Source organism: Blautia sp. NSJ-175, from assembly GCF_022867815.1.
Classification (GTDB): Bacteria; Bacillota; Clostridia; order Lachnospirales; family Lachnospiraceae; genus Blautia; species Blautia celeris.
This window is the reverse complement of record NZ_JALIFQ010000038.1, coordinates 1-19,751: the sequence shown is the minus strand read 5'-3', so window position 1 is coordinate 19,751 and position 19,751 is coordinate 1. Positions and strand designations below refer to the sequence as shown.

General features: G+C 49.9%; 20 protein-coding genes. 19 read left to right on the top strand and 1 reads right to left on the bottom strand.

Annotated features, from left to right (window positions below; all coding sequences use genetic code 11):
* Positions 1–44: 44 nt before the first annotated feature.
* The 8 genes from coaE (at position 45) to MUB35_RS29075 (ending at position 6,514) form a co-directional block, all read left to right on the top strand.
* Entirely contained in the window at positions 45–647 is a 603-nt protein-coding gene (coaE, locus tag MUB35_RS29110; RefSeq protein WP_033143373.1) for a dephospho-CoA kinase, read from the top strand.
* Complete coding sequence (locus tag MUB35_RS29105; RefSeq protein WP_033143374.1) at positions 634–1,431, top strand: MBL fold metallo-hydrolase; 798 nt, start codon at positions 634–636, stop codon at positions 1,429–1,431. The genes coaE and MUB35_RS29105 overlap by 14 nt, the downstream gene beginning before the upstream one ends.
* A 27-nt stretch (positions 1,432–1,458) precedes the next feature.
* The gene (locus tag MUB35_RS29100) at positions 1,459–1,731 is read left to right on the top strand and encodes an ACT domain-containing protein (RefSeq protein WP_033143375.1); all 273 of its coding nucleotides are present in this window, start codon (positions 1,459–1,461) and stop codon (positions 1,729–1,731) included.
* Positions 1,732–1,764: 33 nt separating this feature from the next.
* Positions 1,765–3,129: a PFL family protein gene (locus MUB35_RS29095; RefSeq protein ID WP_033143376.1), complete on the top strand. Its 1,365-nt coding sequence runs from the start codon at positions 1,765–1,767 to the stop codon at positions 3,127–3,129.
* A 394-nt stretch (positions 3,130–3,523) separates the two neighbouring features.
* Positions 3,524–3,733 (top strand): FeoA family protein, encoded by a 210-nt coding sequence (locus MUB35_RS29090; RefSeq protein ID WP_033143377.1) that lies wholly within the window; start codon positions 3,524–3,526, stop codon positions 3,731–3,733.
* A gap of 79 nt (positions 3,734–3,812) precedes the next feature.
* A complete protein-coding gene (locus MUB35_RS29085; RefSeq protein WP_033143378.1) occupies positions 3,813–4,034 on the top strand; it encodes a FeoA family protein in 222 nt (73 codons plus the stop codon).
* A gap of 93 nt (positions 4,035–4,127) precedes the next feature.
* Positions 4,128–6,320, top strand: a complete 2,193-nt coding sequence (gene feoB, locus MUB35_RS29080) for a ferrous iron transport protein B (RefSeq protein ID WP_244807313.1) — start codon at positions 4,128–4,130, stop codon at positions 6,318–6,320.
* Positions 6,321–6,349: 29 nt separating this feature from the next.
* Entirely contained in the window at positions 6,350–6,514 is a 165-nt protein-coding gene (locus MUB35_RS29075; protein WP_225305300.1) for a FeoB-associated Cys-rich membrane protein, read from the top strand.
* A gap of 22 nt (positions 6,515–6,536) precedes the next feature.
* Here the strand turns inward: MUB35_RS29075 and MUB35_RS29070 are convergent, their stop codons facing one another.
* Positions 6,537–7,787 (bottom strand): nucleotidyltransferase, encoded by a 1,251-nt coding sequence (locus MUB35_RS29070; protein WP_244807312.1) that lies wholly within the window; start codon positions 7,785–7,787, stop codon positions 6,537–6,539.
* 264 nt (positions 7,788–8,051) lie between these two features.
* Between MUB35_RS29070 and MUB35_RS29065 the strand changes: the two genes are divergently transcribed.
* The 11 genes from MUB35_RS29065 (at position 8,052) to MUB35_RS29015 (ending at position 19,581) form a co-directional block, all read left to right on the top strand.
* Positions 8,052–9,254: an acetate/propionate family kinase gene (locus MUB35_RS29065; protein ID WP_033143381.1), complete on the top strand. Its 1,203-nt coding sequence runs from the start codon at positions 8,052–8,054 to the stop codon at positions 9,252–9,254.
* Between the two features lie 58 nt (positions 9,255–9,312).
* Complete coding sequence (locus MUB35_RS29060) at positions 9,313–9,840, top strand: YceD family protein (protein ID WP_054352460.1); 528 nt, start codon at positions 9,313–9,315, stop codon at positions 9,838–9,840.
* Positions 9,841–9,842: 2 nt separating this feature from the next.
* Positions 9,843–10,028 (top strand): 50S ribosomal protein L32, encoded by a 186-nt coding sequence (rpmF, locus tag MUB35_RS29055; RefSeq protein ID WP_018597460.1) that lies wholly within the window; start codon positions 9,843–9,845, stop codon positions 10,026–10,028.
* 167 nt (positions 10,029–10,195) lie between these two features.
* Complete coding sequence (locus tag MUB35_RS29050) at positions 10,196–10,996, top strand: hypothetical protein (RefSeq protein WP_052099689.1); 801 nt, start codon at positions 10,196–10,198, stop codon at positions 10,994–10,996.
* Positions 10,997–11,114: 118 nt separating this feature from the next.
* Entirely contained in the window at positions 11,115–12,140 is a 1,026-nt protein-coding gene (gene plsX / locus MUB35_RS29045) for a phosphate acyltransferase PlsX (protein WP_033143393.1), read from the top strand.
* Positions 12,141–12,152: 12 nt separating this feature from the next.
* Entirely contained in the window at positions 12,153–12,383 is a 231-nt protein-coding gene (acpP, locus tag MUB35_RS29040; RefSeq protein ID WP_033143383.1) for an acyl carrier protein, read from the top strand.
* Between the two features lie 121 nt (positions 12,384–12,504).
* Positions 12,505–13,215, top strand: a complete 711-nt coding sequence (gene rnc, locus MUB35_RS29035) for a ribonuclease III (RefSeq protein ID WP_033143394.1) — start codon at positions 12,505–12,507, stop codon at positions 13,213–13,215.
* Positions 13,206–16,766 (top strand): chromosome segregation protein SMC, encoded by a 3,561-nt coding sequence (gene smc, locus MUB35_RS29030; RefSeq protein WP_244807311.1) that lies wholly within the window; start codon positions 13,206–13,208, stop codon positions 16,764–16,766. The genes rnc and smc overlap by 10 nt, the downstream gene beginning before the upstream one ends.
* A gap of 8 nt (positions 16,767–16,774) precedes the next feature.
* Positions 16,775–17,713, top strand: a complete 939-nt coding sequence (gene ftsY, locus MUB35_RS29025; protein WP_033143385.1) for a signal recognition particle-docking protein FtsY — start codon at positions 16,775–16,777, stop codon at positions 17,711–17,713.
* A 12-nt stretch (positions 17,714–17,725) separates the two neighbouring features.
* Positions 17,726–18,937 (top strand): threonine ammonia-lyase, encoded by a 1,212-nt coding sequence (ilvA, locus tag MUB35_RS29020; RefSeq protein WP_033143386.1) that lies wholly within the window; start codon positions 17,726–17,728, stop codon positions 18,935–18,937.
* A 5-nt stretch (positions 18,938–18,942) separates the two neighbouring features.
* Positions 18,943–19,581 carry a hypothetical protein gene (locus tag MUB35_RS29015; RefSeq protein WP_244807310.1) on the top strand — a complete coding sequence of 213 codons (639 nt, stop codon included), beginning with the start codon at positions 18,943–18,945 and terminating at the stop codon, positions 19,579–19,581.
* Positions 19,582–19,751 lie beyond the last annotated feature (170 nt).

Genomic DNA, 19,751 nt, shown 5'->3' with positions numbered 1-19,751 from the left:
GGGGACAGTCATAGGGGAGTACAATGGATAAAGGAGGAACTGTTATGAGAGTCATAGGTGTGACCGGAGGGGTAGGCTCCGGAAAGAGTTTTGTACTGAATTATATTGAGGAGCATTTTGATGCGCGGGTGGTAAAGGCAGATGACGTGGGACACCTGCTGATGATGCCCGGACAGGCCTGCTATGAGCCGGTGGTCCGGCTTTTTGGGGACTGGATCGTCAATGAGGACGGTTCTCTTAACAGGGAAACCATCGCCCAGATCGTGTTTGATAAGAAAGATATGCTGGAAAAACTCAATAAGATCATTCATCCGGCAGTGAAGAAATATATCATCCGGGAGATTGAGCGGTCCAAAAAAGAGGAGACGGAATTCTTCTTTATTGAGGCAGCTTTGTTATTGGAAGATAATTATGATGAAATTTATGATGAAATGTGGTATATTTATTGCGAAAAAGAAGTGCGCATGGAAAGGCTTCGCCGGGACAGGGGATATTCTGAGGAAAAAGCCCGAAGAGTAATGGAAAACCAGTTGTCCGAGGATGAGTTTGAAGCCAGATGTGACTTTTTACTATATAACGACGAAGATGTGGCACATACCTATCTTCAGATTGAGCGAAGGATGAGAACATATTATGAATCTATGTAGTATTGCCAGCGGAAGCAGCGGCAACTGTATTTACGTGGGCAGTGACCACGCCGGCGTCCTGGTAGATGTGGGGATCAGCGGCAAGAAGATTGAGGAAGGGCTCAACACCATTGACCGCACCACAAAGGACTGTGACGGTATCCTGATCACCCATGAGCACTCGGACCATATAAAAGGTCTGGGTGTCATCTCCAGAAAATATAAGATTCCCATCTACTGTACCAGGGGAACCATGGAGGAGATGCAGCGCATGACCACTCTGGGCAAGATGCCGGAGGGACTGTACCGGATCATACGGGCAGATGAACCATTTTCCATCGGGGATTTGGACATCCATCCCTTTAACATTTCCCATGACGCGGCAGAGCCTGTCGGGTACAGGGTGAATCATGAGGACAAGTCCGTGGGAATCGCAACGGACCTGGGCAAGTATAATGATTACATAGTGGAACAGCTCCAGGGACTGGATGCCCTTTTGCTGGAGGCAAACCACGACGTGAATATGCTGCAGGTGGGAAGTTATCCCTATTACTTAAAACAGAGGATCCTGGGCGAGAGAGGACATCTGTCCAACGAGTCAGCAGGCAGGCTTCTGTGCCGTCTGCTCCATGACAAAATGAAACAGATCATGCTGGGACATTTGAGCCGGGAGAACAATTACGAAGCACTGGCTTATGAGACCGTCTGCTCAGAGGTGACCATGGGGGAAAATCCCTGGTGTTCCTCAGACTTCAAAATCTCCGTAGCGCACAGGGACTGCGCGTCGGAACTGATTACCGTATAAAAAAAATACATCTGTGAGGAGAAAATAATGAAAAAGACAATTATCAGCGTAGTAGGACAGGATACCGTAGGAATCATCGCCAGAGTCTGCACCTATCTGGCAGAGAACAATATTAACATCCTGGATATTTCCCAGACCATCATTGACGGTTATTTCAACATGATGATGATCACAGATACCAGCAGATCCGAGAAGAAGCTGGATCAGATTTCTGCAGAATTATCTGTACTGGGTGAGGAGATCGGTGTTATGATCCACGCACAGCACGAGGATATCTTTACAAAAATGCACCGTATCTAAGCTGGAAAACCCGGGAAAGGACAAGAGAAAAATATGATTAACATTTTTGAAGTAAATGAGACCAACAAAATGATAGAGCAGGAAAATCTGGATGTGCGTACCATTACCATGGGAATCAGCCTTCTGGACTGCATAGATTCTGACCTGCAGCAGGTGAACAGAAAAATCTACGACAAGATCACCACCCTGGCAAGAAACCTGGTGAAGACCGGTGACGAGATTTCCGGAGAGTACGGAATCCCTGTTGTGAACAAGCGAATCTCTGTAACCCCCATTGCGCTGGTGGGCGGTGCGGCCTGCAAAGCGCCGGAGGATTTTGTGACTCTGGCAGAGACTCTGGATCGGGCAGCAAAAGAAGTGGGAGTGAACTTCATCGGCGGCTACTCTGCGCTTGTGTCAAAAGGTATGACAAAGGCGGACGAGATGCTGATCCGCTCCATCCCGGAAGCCCTGGCAGCCACAGAGAGAGTCTGCAGTTCCATCAACCTTGGCTCCTCCAAGACAGGCATCAACATGGATGCTGTGAAGCTTATGGGAGAAATCGTTCTTGCTACTGCCCAGGCGACCAGGGAGCAGGATTCCCTGGGATGTGCCAAACTGGTGGTATTCTGCAACGCCCCGGATGACAATCCGTTCATGGCAGGCGCTTTCCACGGTGTGACAGAGGCGGATGCCATTATCAATGTGGGTGTTTCCGGACCCGGTGTTGTGAAGACAGCCCTGGAAAAAGTGCGGGGAAAAGATTTTGAGGTGCTCTGCGAGACCATCAAGAAAACGGCCTTTAAAGTAACACGCGTGGGACAGCTGGTAGCCCAGGAGGCATCCAAGCGCCTGGGGATTCCCTTCGGCATCGTGGATCTGTCACTGGCACCCACTCCGGCCATCGGGGACAGTGTGGCAGATATTCTCCATGAGATCGGTGTGGAATATGCAGGTGCTCCAGGTACCACAGCAGCCCTTGCGCTTTTAAATGACCAGGTGAAAAAAGGCGGCGTTATGGCATCCTCCTATGTGGGCGGTTTAAGCGGTGCCTTCATTCCGGTCAGCGAGGACCAGGGAATGATCGATGCGGTCAATGCCAATGCCCTTACCATAGAGAAGCTGGAAGCCATGACCTGTGTCTGCTCTGTGGGCCTGGATATGATCGCCATTCCGGGAGACACCAAGGCCAGCACCATTGCCGGCATCATTGCGGATGAATGTGCCATCGGTATGGTGAACCAGAAGACAACGGCTGTCCGTTTGATTCCGGTTATCGGAAAAGGTGTGGGAGAGACTGTGGAATTCGGAGGGCTTCTGGGCTATGCACCGATCATGCCGGTAAATCCGTATTCCTGTGAAGCGTTTGTAAACAGAGGCGGAAGGATTCCGGCTCCTATTCACAGCTTTAAAAATTAAAGAAATAGTCAGGCCGTGTTCCGGTTGTGGAATGCGGTCTTTTTTTTGTTTCTAAGCGGACGTCACCCGGGCCCTGGCATCTTTCACGCAAACACCCGCAACGCTCAGCCGAGCTAACCGTTAACTACAACTAAGAGCACTCGGGAGAGCCCTCGTGTCTAAGTTTCCGTAAACGGTGGATCTCGTTTTCGCTAAAGACGCGGGTAAATGTTTGCGTGAGAGATGCCAGGGACCGGGTGACTGTGTACTGGAGGAACTTGTAGAAAAAAGAACTTGTGCAAATAGGAAAAATAAGTAAAAAAATATATTGACAAAATGTGTTAGTGTGTGCTAACTTATGGTTAGTTAGAAAAAGCTAACTGTAAGGATGATGGAAAATTAAGGAGTGATGAAAATGCCTTTGACTATGGCTTCAGCAGGAGAAACAAAGCAGATCAAAAAAGTGGGCGGCAAAGAAGAAGTGAGACGCCATCTGGAGAATCTCGGCTTTGTGACAGGAACAGACGTGACGGTGGTTTCCCAGTTAGGCGGAAACGTGATCGTCAGTGTAAAGGATTCCAGAGTTGCCATCAGCAGTGAGATGGCCAACAGAATCCTGGTTTGATACAGCATTTTGATAGAAATAGATGTAAGCCGTACCTTATAACGGGCGTGGTGATGTAGAAAGAGGAGGATATGCAGACATGGAAACACTGCGGAATGTAAAATGCGGACAGAGCGTCAGGGTGGTTAAACTGCACGGGGAAGGCGCTGTAAAACGCCGGATCATGGATATGGGGATCACAAAGGGCACAGATGTCTATGTGAGAAAAGTAGCGCCCTTCGGCGATCCGGTAGAAGTGACGGTGAGAGGCTATGAACTTTCCCTGCGGAAAGCAGACGCAGAGATGATCGAGATTCAGTAGATAAGCTGCCCGCTAAAACGGCCGCAGCATTTTTTAGGATTTATGGTTAGAGGTTTCTAACCGTATTTTTTGGAAATAGAGGAGGAAGAGAGAATGTCAGTAAAAATTGCGCTTGCCGGCAACCCAAACTGTGGCAAGACCACACTGTTCAATGCGTTGACAGGGTCCAATCAGTTTGTGGGAAACTGGCCTGGTGTTACAGTAGAGAAGAAGGAAGGAAAACTGAAGGGAAACAAGGATGTAGTCATCATGGACCTTCCGGGAATTTATTCCCTGTCCCCTTACACACTGGAGGAAGTGGTAGCCAGAAATTATCTGATCACAGAACGCCCTGACGCCATACTGAATATTGTGGATGGCACGAACCTGGAGAGAAACCTGTATCTGTCCACCCAGCTTATGGAGCTTGGCATCCCTGTCATTATGGCAGTGAACATGATGGATGTGGTGGTGAAAAACGGAGACATCATTCAGATCGGTGAACTGTCCGGACAGCTCGGCTGTGAAGTGGTGGAGATTTCCGCTCTGAAGGGAACCGGTATCCGGGAAGCCGTAGAAAAGGCTGTGCGCATTGCCGGAAAGAAAAGCGCAGGCGCCCCGGTCCACAGATTCCAGAAGCGTGTGGAGGAAGCCCTGGATGAGATCAAGTCTTTGCTGGACGGCAATATCCCGGAAGAGCAGAGACGTTTTTACGCGGTAAAGCTGTTTGAGAGAGATCATAAGATTGGTGAGACCATATCCGGCCTGCCGGACGTGGAAACCATCGTCGCTTCCGTGGAAAAAGATTTGGACGATGATTCCGAGAGCATTATCACCAATGAGAGATACACGTATATAGGAGCTGTTGTAAAAAAAGCGTATATCAAAAAGAGCAGGGGAAAAATGACCACCTCAGATAAGATTGACGGAATTGTCACAAACCGTTTCCTCGGCCTTCCCATCTTCTTTCTCGTCATGGCACTGGTGTATTATGTGTCCGTCTCCACTGTGGGCGGATGGGCCACAGACTGGGTGAACGACGGCGTATTCGCTGACGGGTGGAATTTCCTGGGAATCTCCTCCCTGCATGTTCCTGCCATACCCGAACTGCTGAACAACGGACTGGAAGCCATTCACTGCGCGGCATGGCTTCAGAGCCTGATCGTGGACGGTATTGTTGCCGGTGTAGGCGCCGTACTGGGATTCGTGCCGCAGATGCTGGTGCTGTTTCTCTTCCTGGCATTCCTGGAGGGATGCGGATATATGGCACGTGTGGCTTTTATCATGGACCGTATTTTCCGTAAATTCGGTCTTTCCGGGAAATCCTTCATTCCCATGCTGATTGGCACAGGATGCGGGGTTCCGGGAATCATGGCATCAAGGACCATTGAAAATGACAGAGACCGGAAGATGACCATTATGACCACCACATTCATTCCGTGCAGCGCGAAACTGCCTATTATCGCGCTTATCGCAGGTGCTATCTTCGGCGGGGCCTGGTGGGTGGCGCCCAGTGCGTATATTGCAGGTGTTCTGGCTGTCATCTGCTCCGGCATCATTCTGAAAAAGACCAGAAAATTCTCCGGAGATCCGGCGCCTTTCGTTATGGAGCTTCCTACATACCATATGCCCACTGTGGGAAATGTCCTGCGCAGCATGTGGGAGAGAGGCTGGTCCTTCATTAAAAAAGCAGGCACGGTGATTCTTCTCTCTACTATCTTTATCTGGTTCACACAGGGATTTGGCTTCGAGAATGGTTCTTTCGGTATGGTGGAGGATATGGAGAACTCCCTGCTGGCAGGTATCGGAAGAGGCATCTCCTGGCTGTTCATCCCCCTTGGATGGGGAGACTGGAAAGCCGCAGTGGCAGCAGTTTCCGGACTGGTGGCAAAAGAGAACGTGGTCGGCACTTTTGGTATCCTCTATGGCTTTGCCGAGGTGGCAGAAGACGGTGCTGAGATATGGGGGACACTGGCAGGCAGCTTCACAGCAGCCGCAGCTTACTCCTTCCTGGTATTTAACCTTCTGTGCGCGCCCTGCTTTGCGGCGATGGGAGCGATCAAACGGGAGATGAACAATGGAGGCTGGTTCTGGTTTGCCATTGGATACCAGACACTGCTGGCTTACTGCTCCTCCCTGGTTGTTTACCAGATCGGACATCTGCTGGAGGGCGGAGCCTTCGGTATAGGTACTGCGGCGGCGATCCTGGTTGTGGTATTCTTCCTGTATATGCTGTTCAGACCGTACAAGGAAAAAGGAGATACATGGAACATAAAAATGAAAACAGGGAAGGCTGTGAAGGCATAAGTGCCTCCTGTCCCGCCCGGAAAGGTAAGATGAATATGAATGCTGGAACAATCCTGGTTCTGCTGGTCCTGCTCTGTATAGTGGGGCTGGTCGTGAGAAAAATCGTGAAAGACAAAAAGGCCGGCAAAACATGCGGAAGCTGCAGTGGAAACTGCAGCTGCTGCCATGGGGCAGCAGAGCAGAAAATAAAATAGAAGTGCGGATACAGATCGCAGATCAAAGGATAACGGGAGACTTTTGTATATCATTTACAAAGGTTGTCCCGTTTTTCTGTGCGCGCACGGTGCTGTACAGATTGGAGGCAAACAGATCCTGTTCAAATCTTTTCGCAGACTGCGGGGCAAGAAGTTTTCCGTAATCCGCGGCCTTGGTGATAAGGGTCATATCTGCATTTGCCTTGATCTCTTTTAAGAGTCCTCCGGCGTTCTTACGGAACCCCAGAATCCGTGCGTAGGAGGCTTTCGGGGGACAGCCCCTTTCTGCCTTTATGCCCAGAAGCACATGGAGAAGCGCGCGGTTTATGCGGGTGTAAGTCAGCTCACGCGTCTTAAGAAGCGCGGAAAACTGAGAATAACTGTGAAATTCGTTTAGGTGCGCGTGTATGCGCCTTGCAAGCTCCGGGGACATATCGGAATATGCGGCCAGCTCTTTTGGGGAAAGCCGCATAAGCTGATAGCAGAGCAGCAGGGAAAAATCATCCTCCCACACAGGAGCCTCCGCGGACAGGCGCCTGGCTGTAAGAAGGGCAGAGGACTCCGGCATGGCCCCTGCAAGGAGTTTGGACCAGTGGACGGATTCTGTCCTTTTTTCCGTATCGTTATCCCGTATAAGCTTCCGCACTGCAGTGGCGCTGGAATAGGAATCAGTGAGAGCGTCGTCGTGATACCCGGCCCCGGCACGTTTCAGGGCAGTCGGCTGTATGCTGCTGCCGGCCCTTTTGAGGGCCTTGATATACTCCAGGCCCAGAATATTGTTGGGGAAATCCAAAAGCTCCGGCAGAAGTCCCGGATGGTTCAGGGCACCCACTGCTTCCCTGCGCGCTGCGGGAAAAGAGTACCCCTTTTTTAAGAGGGAGCGAAGCTGCTCCCGGTAGGCATCACTTTCCTGTAAAAGCACTTCGGCGCAGGAAAGGAGCGCCTGCGTATCCCCGGTTTCACTGCCAAAAGAGAGCGCATTTACACATCCAAGCTGCTCCAGAATCGAGACAGCACCCCAGGCAAAAGATTCCGCGCTGGCACATGCATTTGCGGCGGGAAGCTCCAGCACCAGATCAGCGCCCCCAAGAAGCGCCGCCTCTGTGCGCAGATACTTGTCAAACAGGGCGGGAGCGCCCCTTTGGACAAAGTCTCCGCTCATGACCACAACAAGATAGTCCGCATCTGTAAGTTCTCTGGCTTTTTCCAAGTGATAGGCATGGCCTTTGTGAAAAGGATTGTATTCAGCTACTATGCCGGTGATTCTGCTCATATGATTTTTCGTTTCCCTTCTGGTGATTGCTGCATTGGTCCGTTCAGGTCTGCGTCTTTTTGACCGTGCGATGCCTATAATATAACAAAATCATCCGCTGCAGACAACTGTTTACATGCATATTATGAAAAAATGTTTTGAAAAGAATACAAAATTTCCCCGTAAATTTCCCAGGTACCCTTGTACCATTTTTTGAAAAGATGTATAATGATACCAAACGTGGTCATTTTGGCCGCGAAGATGTATGATAACGGAGGAAAAAACATGAACGTATTAGTAGTAAACTGCGGAAGTTCATCCCTGAAATTCCAGTTAATCAATTCTGACACAGAAGAAGTGGCCGCAAAAGGCTTATGCGAACGTATCGGTATCGACGGAAGACTGGTTTACCAGCCCACAGGCGGTGAGAAAGAGACAACAGAAGCAGCAATGCCAACACATACAGAGGCCATCAAAATGGTTTTGGACGCTTTGGTCAATCCGAAAACAGGCGTATTAAAGAGTCTGGATGAAGTGGAAGCCATCGGACACCGTGTCCTGCACGGCGGCGCCAAAATCTCTGACTCCTGTATTATCAATGACGAGGTGATCTCTGTTATTGAAGAGTGCTGTGACCTTGGACCTCTGCACAACCCTGCAAACTTAATGGGTATCCGTGCATGTATGGAGCTGATGCCGGGCAAACCAAACGTAGCTGTATTCGACACCGCTTTCCATCAGACTATGCCGGAAAAAGCATACATGTATGCGATCCCGTACAAATATTATGACAAATACAAAGTCCGCAAATACGGTTTCCACGGAACCTCTCATCGTTTCGTATCCAAAGAGACCATTAAATTCCTGGGACTTGACCCGGACAACTCCAAAGTGATCGTAGCTCACTTAGGAAACGGTTCCTCCATCAGCGCTGTTGTGAACGGCAAATGTGTGGATACCAGCATGGGCCTGACTCCTCTGGAAGGTCTTGTTATGGGTACACGTTCCGGAGACTTGGACCCGGCTGTTTTAGAGTTCATCTGCGGAAAAGAAAACATTGATGTAAAAGAGATGGTACGCATCCTGAACAAAGAATCCGGTCTGTTAGGTCTGTCAAAAGGCCTGTCCAGCGACTTCCGTGACTTAAACGAAGCCAGAGAGCAGGGCAACCCGGATGCCAAGAGAGCTGTTGACTGCCTGTGCTACCGTATTGTAAAATACATCGGTTCCTACGTTGCAGCCATGAACGGCGTGGACGCCATCGCTTTCACCGGCGGTATCGGCGAGAACGCTATTCCGGTTCGTGAGACAGTTGTGAAGAGCCTTTCCTACCTGGGAATCACTCTGGACGAGGAAGCAAACCAGAAACGCGGTGAGAACATGATCATCTCCACAGCAGATTCCAAAGTGAAAGTTGCCGTAGTTCCCACCAACGAAGAGCTTGCAATCTGTCAGGAAACAGCAGAATTAGTCAAGAATCAGAAATAATAGTTGACAAATAGAAAATCCCTATGTATAATTTACTAGGTGTGATTAGGAGACTATTATGCTAATTGATTTATCAGAAATTTTATCCCTGGAAGGAAAGACACAGGTCATAGAAGCACCTGTTTCCATGGATTCCTTTCAATCGAAACTGGGTAGCTTTCCTGTGAAGGACAAAGAGCCAGTGATTCTTACAATTACGAATACCGGCAAAAAGGTTCTGCACCTGGAAGCAAGAGGCAGTGTGACTCTGTCCATTCCCTGTGACCGCTGTTTAAAAGAGGTCCCGGTGGATTTTCCCTTTGCACTGGAAAGAGATATGGATATGAAGGTTTCGGAGGAAGACAGGATAAAAGACTTAGATGAAATTAATTATGTCACAGGTTGTAGCCTGGATGTTGAGCAGTTAGTGCATAATGAGATTTTAATCCGTTGGCCTTTACGGGTCCTGTGTCAAGAGGACTGCAAGGGAATCTGCAGCCATTGCGGCAAAGATTTAAATGACGGCCCCTGTTCCTGTGAGCAGGAAAGCCTCGATCCGAGAATGGCAGCAATCCGTGATATATTTAGCAAATTTAAGGAGGTGTAACTATGTCCATCTGTCCAAAAAATAAAACTTCAAAAGCAAGAAGAGATAAAAGAAGAGCAAACTGGAAAATGAGCGCTCCGAACTTAGTAAAATGCAGCAAATGTGGAGCTTTAATGATGCCACACAGAGTGTGCAAAGCTTGCGGAAGTTACAACAAAAAAGAAATCATCAAAATGGGTGAAGAATAATTCATGCATGAGAAAGGCCTTCTGGACAACCAGGAGGCCTTTTTTGTAATATTTTTGTAATAAATTTATAAAAAACCTTGCGATTTATGTAAAAACAAGTTAATATAGAACTGGTATGACGTAGATTAGACGAAAAACATTACATTTCTATTAAAGGAGGAAGATGGATGAATAAATGGTTAAAGAAAGGGATTCTGCTTCTTGCAGTCGGATGCCTTACTTTTGCCGTGACAGGCTGCAGCGGGGAAAAGGTGATGGACAAGGTGCTGGAGAAGACAGACCCCAAGCCGGACAATACAGAGAAGAGCAGTGAAGAGGAAGACGAGAATAAGACCCAGGAGCCGGAGGTTGAGGTTGCCAAACCGGAGCTGACCACAAACTTAAGCGGTTCCGTTACCTATAAGACAGGAGACAAGGCCGAGGCCCTGAAAGTGGAGGCCAAGACATCGGACAAGGGCGTTATCACATACCAGTGGTATCAGAGCCAGACCAACACCAACGGAGGCGGCACCCCTGTGGAGGGCGAGACAAAGAACACCTTTACACCGCCCACCGGTGAAGCCAAGACCATGTATTACTATGTGGTAGCGACCAGCACCATCGGTTCCTCCACAAACGGGATCACCAGCGACACGGCAGAGGTCATAGTCTCAGACGACGCAGAGAGCAAGAACGCCGAGAAGAAGAAATCCGAGGAAAAAAAGAAAGAGAAGAAGGAGAAAAAGACCTCCGGAACCTGGAAAGAATCGGATAAAGGCTGGTGGTATGATTACGGGGACGGCACATTTCCCAAGAGCCAGTGGCTGGAGATCGACGGCAAATGGTATGCCTTTGATGACCATGGGTATATGAGGAAAGGCTGGTACCAGGAAGGCAGCACTTGGTATTATCTGAAGGATGACGGTTCCATGGCAGTGGATACGGATGTGGAAGGCTATCATCTGGGCAGCGACGGAAAGATGCAGTAAAAGACAGGAATATAAAAATGGCAGGCGGCTGCTGTAAAAGATGTTTCTTTTACAGCAGCCCTCTTGCGGTTTTAAAGGATGTCTGGTAAAATTATCTGCAGAATACAGGAGGCAGAATATGGAGAATATGACAATTGTGGCAGTGGATGCCATGGGAGGCGACAATGCACCGGCAGAGATTGTCAAAGGTGCAGTGGACGCTGTGAAAGAAAAAGCAAACCTGAAGGTGCTTCTGGTAGGTCTGGAAGAGGCCGTAAAAAAAGAACTGGAGGCCTGCGGCAATCCGGGGGAGAGGATTGAGATCGTCCCCGCATCCCAGGTGATCGAGACAGGAGAACCGCCGGTTGCCGCGATCCGGGGCAAAAAGGATTCCTCTATTGTAGTGGGGATGAAGCTGGTGAAGAAAGGGGAAGCAGACGCTTTCGTATCCGCAGGAAGCTCCGGAGCCATCCTGGTGGGAGGGACAACCATTGTGGGCAGGATCAAAGGTGTGGAGCGAGCGCCTCTGGCCCCGCTGATTCCCACAAGAGACGGTGTGTCTCTCTTAATAGACTGCGGTGCAAACGTGGATGCCCGCTCTTCCCATCTGATACAGTTTGCCCGTATGGGTTCCATCTATATGGAGCATGTTATGGGCGTCAAAAAGCCCCGTGTGGGAATTGTGAACATAGGCGTTGAGGAAGAAAAGGGAAATGCCCTGGTGAAAGAAACATATCCGCTGCTGAAAGCGTGTGAAGACATTAACTTTGTAGGCAGCATTGAAGCCAGAGAAATCCCAAACGGTGCGGCGGATGTGATCGTGACAGAAGCCTTTGTGGGAAATGTCATTCTGAAGCTTTATGAGGGCGTGGGGGCCACTCTGATCTCCAAGGTGAAACAGGGCATGATGACAAGCCTGCGCAGCAAAATAGGCGCGCTTTTGGTAAAGCCGGCCCTCAAATCCACATTAAAAAGCTTTGACGCCAGCGAGTACGGCGGAGCACCGCTTTTGGGACTCAAGGGACTTGTGGTAAAATGCCACGGAAGTTCCAAGTCTGCGGAGGTAAAAAACTCCATCATCCAGTGTATTTCGTTCAAAGAGCAGAATATCAGCGAACGGATCCGGGAGAATATCATTTCGTCAGATAAAAAGGAAGAAGCGTAAGGAGGAAAAGAGATGGAACTGGAAAAATTACAGAAGATTATAGCAGAGGTTTTAAATGTGGATACACAGGAGGTTTCCATGGACACCACATTTGTTGAAGACCTGGGAGCCGACTCTCTGGACATTTTTCAAATCATCATGGGTATCGAGGAGGAATTTGATATCGAGATCCCCACAGAACAGGTGGAGAAGATCGTATCCGTAGGCGATGCGGTGGAAGAGATTAAAAACCTGATTGGTTAATGACATATCGGATGCCCCAAATCCGGCTGCCGGATTCAATCTGAATCTTCCGGGGGTTTGGCGGCATCCTCTTTTGCTTATCAAAACAGAAAATGCGGGACATGTCCCGGAAAGGAAAAATATGAAAAACTTGAAAAAACTCATGGAACTGGAGGCAAAGACAGGATATAAATTCCAGAATTTCGATCTGCTCATCAATGCCATGACCCACAGCTCCTACGCCAATGAGCATCGAATTTCCTATGTGGGAAACAACGAGCGCCTGGAATTTTTAGGAGACGCCGTGCTGGAATTGACCTCCAGTGAATTTTTGTTTGAAAAATATTCCCAGATGCCTGAGGGAGAACTGACAAAGAAGCGTGCCAGCATGGTCTGCGAGCCAACTCTGGCGCTCTGTGCAAGAGAGCTGTCACTGGGTGAGTATCTGCTTTTAGGTAAAGGCGAGGAGGCCACAGGAGGCCGCAGGAGAGATTCCATTGTGTCAGATGCCATGGAAGCGCTGATCGGCGCCATTTACCTGGATGGCGGTTTTGCTAATGCAAAAGAGTTCGTTCAGAGGTTTATCCTGAATGATATTGAGAATAAACAGCTCTTTTATGATAGCAAGACTACACTTCAGGAGATCGTACAGGGCAGGTATGAGGAGGATGTGCGGTATGTGCTCCTTAGGGAAGAAGGACCTGACCACAACAAATCCTTCTATATGCAGGCACTTCTGGGAGAAAAGGTGCTGGGTGAGGGCTGCGGCCACACCAAGAAGGCAGCCGAACAGCAGGCAGCCTATTGTGCCATCAAAAAACTGAAAAACGACAAAGGTGATTTATGTATCTAAAGAGTATTGAAGTGCAGGGGTTTAAATCCTTTGCCAATAAGATAACATTTGAATTTCATAACGGCATTACCGGCATTGTGGGGCCAAACGGCAGCGGCAAGAGCAATGTAGGCGATGCGGTCCGCTGGGTACTTGGTGAGCAGAGCGCCAAACAGCTCCGAGGGGGCAATATGCAGGATGTTATCTTCTCCGGCACGGAGACGAGAAAACCCCTGGGATTTGCCTACGTTGCCATTACCCTTGACAACAGTGACCACCAGCTCCCCATTGACTATGAGGAGGTCACCATAGCCAGGAGGCTGTACCGTTCCGGTGAGAGTGAGTATCTCATGAACGGCACCTCCTGCCGGTTAAAGGATGTCAATGAGCTGTTCTACGATACCGGTATCGGCAAAGAGGGCTATTCCATTATCGGACAGGGTCAGATCGACAAGATCTTAAGCGGTAAGCCGGAGGAGAGAAGAGAGCTCTTCGACGAGGCGGCCGGAATCGTGAAATTCAAGCGGAGAAAGGCTTCCGCCCTTAAAAAGCTGGAGGAGGAGCAGCAGAACCTGACCCGTGTCAGCGATATCCTCTCAGAGCTGACAAGACAGCTTGCGCCTTTGGAGCGCCAGTCCGAGACAGCCAGGGTGTATTTAAAGAAAAGGGAGGAATTAAAGGGCCTGGACACCCAGATGTTCCTCTCCGAGATGGAGCGGATCAAAGAGCAGCTTCGCGAGGTGGAGGGCAAGTATACCATTGCCCAAAATGACCTGGAGGAGACCACCAAAAGCTTTGAGACCACCAAGACCGAGTACGAGCAGCTTGAAAAGGAGCTGGAGGAACTGGAGGAGAAGATTCAGCAGTTCCGGGAAGAATCCACCGGGAAGGCCCTTCTCAAGCAGCAGCTGGAAGGTCAGATCAATGTTTTAAACGAGCAGATCCACGCGGCAAGACAGAGTGATGAGCAGTACCGGGAGCGGGTAAAGCACCTGGAAGGCGAGATCGCCAGACGCCGGGAAGATACGGAGAAATACACCCGGGAAAAAAGTGAGCTGGATGCCGGGCTTGCAAAAGCGGAGGCAGCCCAGGAAGCGGCAAAAAAAGAATTCCGGGATCTGGCTATTGAGATCCACAAACTGGAAGGGAAGATTGAGGAGGATAAGAATGAGATCATAGAAATCCTCAATATGCGGGCCTCTACCAAGGGAAAGATGCAGCGTTATGATGCCATGATGGAGCAGATATCCCTGAGAAAGACAGAGCTAAACCAGAAACTCCTGCGTCTGAAAAGCGAGGCAGGCCAGCAAAGAGAGGCAAAAGAGCGCTACGAGAAGGAACAGCAGGAGATAGAGGAGAACATAGAAAAGCTCACCAGACAGAGTAATGACAGCGAGGATGAGATCAAGCGCTGCCAGGCACAGATCTCCAAAGCCAGCCGGGAGCTGGACATCGGACAGACCGCCTATCACAGGGAGGCATCCCGCCTGGAATCCCTGCAGAATATCACAGAGCGCTATGACGGCTACGGCAACAGTATCCGCCGGGTCATGGAGCAGAAAAAAAATGTTCCGGGCATCCGGGGCGTTGTGGCGGATCTGATCAAAGTCCAGAAAAATTATGAGACTGCCATTGAGACCGCTCTCGGCGGCAGCATCCAGAACATAGTCACAGACAATGAGGGCACAGCCAAGGAACTGATCACCTTTTTAAAGCGCAACAAGTACGGCCGGGCAACCTTCCTTCCCCTCACCAGTATGAAAAACAAAAAGCCGTTTGCCAATGCAGCGGCATTAAAAGAGCCGGGTGTTATCGGAGTGGCCAGTGAGCTGGTGACTGTGGACAAGGAGTACGAGGGGCTGACGAACTATCTGCTGGGCAGGACCCTGGTGGTGGACCACATTGATCACGGTATTGCCATTGCCAGGAAATACCAGTATACCATCCGTATGGTAACCATCGAGGGTGAGTCTTTAAACCCCGGCGGTTCCCTGACCGGCGGTGCCTTTAAGAACAACAGCAATCTGCTGGGGCGCCGGAGAGAGATCGATGAGCTGCAGAACAGTGTGGAGCTGCTCAAAAAAGATCTGGAAAAGAAGCAGGCCGAGCTGGACGGATTCCGGGAAAAGAGAAACCATTTCCGTGATGAGGTGGCACGCCTTTCGGAACTTCTGCAGGAGCAGTATCTGCGCGACAACACCGTGCGCATGAATCTGCAGTCTATGTCAGCCAAAAAGCAGGAGATCGCAGACGGATATGAAAGCCTGAAAAAAGAGAATGCAGAGCTTGAAAAACAGGTGGCCGAGATATCCGAGAACAGCGATTCTATCCGTCTGGAGCTGGAGACCAGCGCGGCTCAGGAAAAAGCCCTGGAGGATGCCATCACCAGGAACCAGGAGACTCTGGATGAGAAGAAAAAGCTGGAATCAGAACGTTCCAGAAGTCTGGAACAGGCCCATCTGGAGACTGCCAACCTGACATCAAAACGGGGATTCCTGGAGGAGAACCTGTCAAGGCTGAAAGAGGAGAATGACAATTTACAGTCCCAGATGGAAGCTCTGCAGGGCAGCCTTAAAAACGGTAAGGCCGATATGGAGAAAAAAGTCAGGGACATTGAAGAAATTCGGCAGACCATCAGACAGGCAGAGAAGGAAGCGGTGGAGGACGAGGCAAAAATGCAGGAGTACCTTCAGCGCAAAGAGGAGATGAACCGCACCCACAAGTCCTTCTTTGACAAGCGGGATGAGCTGTCCGCCAGAATGAACCTTCTGGACAAGGAATGCTACCGTCTCACCAGCCAGAAAGAAAAGCTGGAGGAAAACCAGGAGAATCAGGTCAACTATATGTGGGAAGAATATGAGATGACCTATGGCCAGGCACTTGGCCAGGCTCCTGCCAAGCTTTTGGAGCGCACAGAGATCAAGAAAGCACTGGGTGTCGTGAGGGATGAGATCAAAAAGCTGGGCAATGTGAACGTAAATGCCATTGAGGAGTATAAGGAGCTGTCAGAGCGCCATACCTTCTTAAGCACACAGCATGCGGATCTGGTACAGGCGGAGCAGACCCTTCTCCAGATCATAGATGAGCTGGATACAGGTATGCGGAATCAGTTTGAGGAGAAATTTTCACAGATCCGCATGGAGTTTGACAAAGCGTTCAAGGAGCTGTTCGGCGGAGGAAAGGGTACGCTGGAACTGGATGAGGACGCGGATATTCTGGAGGCAGGCATCCGCATCATATCCCAGCCCCCGGGCAAAAAGCTGCAGAATATGATGCAGCTCTCCGGTGGGGAGAAGGCGCTGACAGCCATTGCCCTGCTGTTCGCCATCCAGAACCTGAAGCCGTCCCCCTTCTGTCTGCTGGATGAGATCGAGGCAGCGCTGGACGATTCCAATGTTACCCGCTACGCAAAATATCTTCATAAGTTGACAAAAAATACGCAATTTATTATTATAACACATAGAAGAGGAACCATGACGGCTGCTGACCGCCTGTACGGTATCACGATGCAGGAAAAGGGCGTGTCCACACTTGTTTCCGTCAACCTCATAGAAAACGATTTGGACAAATAGGAGGGCATATGGCAGAGGAGAAAGAAAAGAAAGGCTTTTTTCAGCGCCTGGTTGCGGGACTTTCCAAGACCAGGGCGAATATTGTATCCGGCATAGATTCCATTTTCAGCGGATACTCCAGTATTGACGATGATTTTTATGAAGAAATAGAAGAGATCCTTGTTATGGGAGATCTGGGGATCAATGCCACCACCCATATTGTGGAGGACTTAAAGGCCCAGGTGGCTGAGAAGAAGATAAAAGACCCGCAGGAGTGCAAGCAGCTTCTCATGGACAGCATCAAATCCCAGATGGCTGTGGGGGAGACCGCGTATGAGTTCGAGCACCGCAAGTCTGTGGTCCTTGTCATCGGCGTCAACGGTGTGGGCAAGACCACATCTGTGGGCAAGCTGGCAGGCAAGTTAAAGGACCAGGGGAAAAAGGTCATTTTGGCGGCGGCAGACACCTTCCGCGCAGCGGCAGGGGAACAGCTTACCCAGTGGGCAAAAAGGGCCGGTGTGGAGCTGATCGGCGGACAGTCAGGGGCAGACCCCGCAAGTGTGGTCTATGACGCCATCGCGGCGGCAAAAGCCAGGGACGCGGATGTTCTTCTCTGCGACACGGCAGGACGCCTTCACAATAAGAAGAACCTCATGGAGGAGCTGAGAAAGATCTACCGCATTATTGAGCGGGAATATCCGGAGGCATACCTGGAGACACTGGTAGTCCTGGACGGCACCACAGGCCAGAACGCGCTTCTGCAGGCCAGACAATTCAATGAGGTTGCCAATGTGACAGGTATTATCTTAACGAAACTGGACGGAACAGCAAAAGGCGGAATTGCGGTGGCAATCGAATCTGAGCTTGACATTCCGGTGAAATATATAGGGGTAGGAGAGAGCATTGACGATTTGCAGAAATTTAATTCCGATGAATTCGTAAACGCGCTTTTCGACATCAAGGAGTAAAGGAGAAAAATTATGCTGACCCTGGAAAAATTTGAAGAAGCGTCGGAAACAGTAAAAAAAGTGACGCAGGACACCAAACTGGTCTACAGCGACTATTTCAGCGCACAGACCGGCAACAAAGTTTACCTGAAACCGGAAAATATGCAGGTGACAGGAGCTTACAAGCTCCGCGGCGCCTACTATAAGATCAGTACCCTGTCTGAGGAGGAGCGCGGCAAAGGCCTGATCACTGCCTCCGCGGGCAACCATGCACAGGGCGTTGCCTACGCGGCAAAAGCCTTTGGCGCAAAGGCTGTGATCGTTATGCCGACCACAACACCTCTTATCAAAGTGGAGCGCACCAAAAGCTACGGCGCGGAGGTGGTCCTGTACGGAAATGTTTACGATGAAGCCTGCGAGTATGCCTACAAACTGGCGGAGGAGCACGGGTACACCTTTATCCATCCCTTCGATGACCCTGCAGTAGCCACCGGACAGGGGACCATTGCCATGGAGATCATCAAGGAACTGCCCCTGGTGGATTACATTTTGGTGCCCATCGGCGGCGGCGGCCTGGCAACAGGCGTTTCCACCCTTGTAAAACTGCTGAACCCCAATATCAAAGTCATCGGTGTGGAGCCGGCGGGAGCAAACTGTATGCAGGTATCCCTAAAAGAGGGGGAAGTGGTGACATTAGACGGAGTCAACACCATCGCAGACGGTACTGCAGTAAAACGCCCCGGTGACCATATCTTCCCATATATCCAGAAAAATGTGGATGAGATCATCACGGTTGAGGATTCCGAACTGATCGTGGCATTTTTGGATATGGTGGAGAACCACAAAATGATCGTGGAGAACTCCGGACTTCTCACAGTGGCTGCCCTGAAACATTTGAAATTCACCGGAAAAAAGGTGGTATCCATCTTAAGCGGCGGCAATATGGATGTCATCACCATGGCCTCTGTGGTACAGCTTGGCCTGATCGCCCGTGACAGGATCTTTACAGTTTCTGTTCTTCTGCCTGATAAGCCCGGTGAGCTGGTGCGTGTGGCAACTGTCATCGCCCAGCAGCAGGGCAATGTAGTTAAACTGGATCACAACCAGTTTATCAGCGCCAACCGTTCCGCGGCTGTGGAGCTGAAGATCACCATTGAGGCATTCGGTACGGACCACAAGAACCAGATCATCAAAGCGCTGGAGGATGAGGGATACCGCCCGAAACAGATCACAGCGAATCTCTGATCACCATGAGGCGGTACATAAATAAAATTGCGGCTGCCGGTCTGGTTTTGGCATCCCTTCTGCTTCTGGGAGGATGCCGCAGGACAGAGGATGTGAGCGGTTATGTTCAGGCATGTCTGGACTACCGGTATCAGAAAAGTCCGGAGAAATATTGTGAACTGACAGGCATCTCCGCTTCCCAGGCAGAAAAAGAGTCAGAAGAGCTTCTGGAAAAAAGCATTTCCGGGGTAAAAGAACTGCATTTTTCCTCTGATGAGAAGTACAGCAGTTTTACGGATATATGCAGGAAAATACTGAAAAAGGCCGATTACCAGGTGGGAGAGGCACAGAAAAAGCATGGGGAGCAAAGCGGCTATCTGGTAACGGTCACCTACCGCCCCCTGCCTGTGGAGGAAACCATCAGCGCGGAATATGATTCCTATCTGGAGGCAGAGAGCATTCCTTCAGACGGGGAAACGCTCTATCTGGGGGATGTGCTCACAGAGGTGCTGGACAGCTCCCAGGAGATCGTGGAGTACAGAGAAGAAAAGTCCCTGGAGATATCTGTGGAGGAACAGGACGGCAGGCTGGCAATTGAAGAGGAAGAGCTTGGAAGGCTGGATGACGCGTTGTTTGGAATCGCGGAAGTGAGAAATACAGAGTGACATGAAAAGAGCGACATCATAAAAAGAGACGGCTGCTGCCGGAAGTAATCCTGATATGCCCCCTGTCAAGTAGACAGGTTAAATATCTAAAATGAAATGCAGATGAACGATCACACAGATTTGTGTGGTCGTTTTTCTATGCACACCATTTCTCTTTATATTTCTCAATT

Bases quoted from the DNA above. Each gene is read 5' to 3' on its own strand.
- coaE (WP_033143373.1), top strand. From the start codon at position 45: ATGAGAGTCATAGGTGTGACCGGAGGGGTAGGCTCCGGAAAGAGTTTT.
- MUB35_RS29105 (WP_033143374.1), top strand. From the start codon at position 634: ATGAATCTATGTAGTATTGCCAGCGGAAGCAGCGGCAACTGTATTTAC.
- MUB35_RS29100 (WP_033143375.1), top strand. From the start codon at position 1,459: ATGAAAAAGACAATTATCAGCGTAGTAGGACAGGATACCGTAGGAATC.
- MUB35_RS29095 (WP_033143376.1), top strand. From the start codon at position 1,765: ATGATTAACATTTTTGAAGTAAATGAGACCAACAAAATGATAGAGCAG.
- MUB35_RS29090 (WP_033143377.1), top strand. From the start codon at position 3,524: ATGCCTTTGACTATGGCTTCAGCAGGAGAAACAAAGCAGATCAAAAAA.
- MUB35_RS29085 (WP_033143378.1), top strand. From the start codon at position 3,813: ATGGAAACACTGCGGAATGTAAAATGCGGACAGAGCGTCAGGGTGGTT.
- feoB (WP_244807313.1), top strand. From the start codon at position 4,128: ATGTCAGTAAAAATTGCGCTTGCCGGCAACCCAAACTGTGGCAAGACC.
- MUB35_RS29075 (WP_225305300.1), top strand. From the start codon at position 6,350: ATGAATATGAATGCTGGAACAATCCTGGTTCTGCTGGTCCTGCTCTGT.
- MUB35_RS29070 (WP_244807312.1), bottom strand. From the start codon at position 7,787: ATGAGCAGAATCACCGGCATAGTAGCTGAATACAATCCTTTTCACAAA.
- MUB35_RS29065 (WP_033143381.1), top strand. From the start codon at position 8,052: ATGAACGTATTAGTAGTAAACTGCGGAAGTTCATCCCTGAAATTCCAG.
- MUB35_RS29060 (WP_054352460.1), top strand. From the start codon at position 9,313: ATGCTAATTGATTTATCAGAAATTTTATCCCTGGAAGGAAAGACACAG.
- rpmF (WP_018597460.1), top strand. From the start codon at position 9,843: ATGTCCATCTGTCCAAAAAATAAAACTTCAAAAGCAAGAAGAGATAAA.
- MUB35_RS29050 (WP_052099689.1), top strand. From the start codon at position 10,196: ATGAATAAATGGTTAAAGAAAGGGATTCTGCTTCTTGCAGTCGGATGC.
- plsX (WP_033143393.1), top strand. From the start codon at position 11,115: ATGGAGAATATGACAATTGTGGCAGTGGATGCCATGGGAGGCGACAAT.
- acpP (WP_033143383.1), top strand. From the start codon at position 12,153: ATGGAACTGGAAAAATTACAGAAGATTATAGCAGAGGTTTTAAATGTG.
- rnc (WP_033143394.1), top strand. From the start codon at position 12,505: ATGAAAAACTTGAAAAAACTCATGGAACTGGAGGCAAAGACAGGATAT.
- smc (WP_244807311.1), top strand. From the start codon at position 13,206: ATGTATCTAAAGAGTATTGAAGTGCAGGGGTTTAAATCCTTTGCCAAT.
- ftsY (WP_033143385.1), top strand. From the start codon at position 16,775: ATGGCAGAGGAGAAAGAAAAGAAAGGCTTTTTTCAGCGCCTGGTTGCG.
- ilvA (WP_033143386.1), top strand. From the start codon at position 17,726: ATGCTGACCCTGGAAAAATTTGAAGAAGCGTCGGAAACAGTAAAAAAA.
- MUB35_RS29015 (WP_244807310.1), top strand. From the start codon at position 18,943: ATGAGGCGGTACATAAATAAAATTGCGGCTGCCGGTCTGGTTTTGGCA.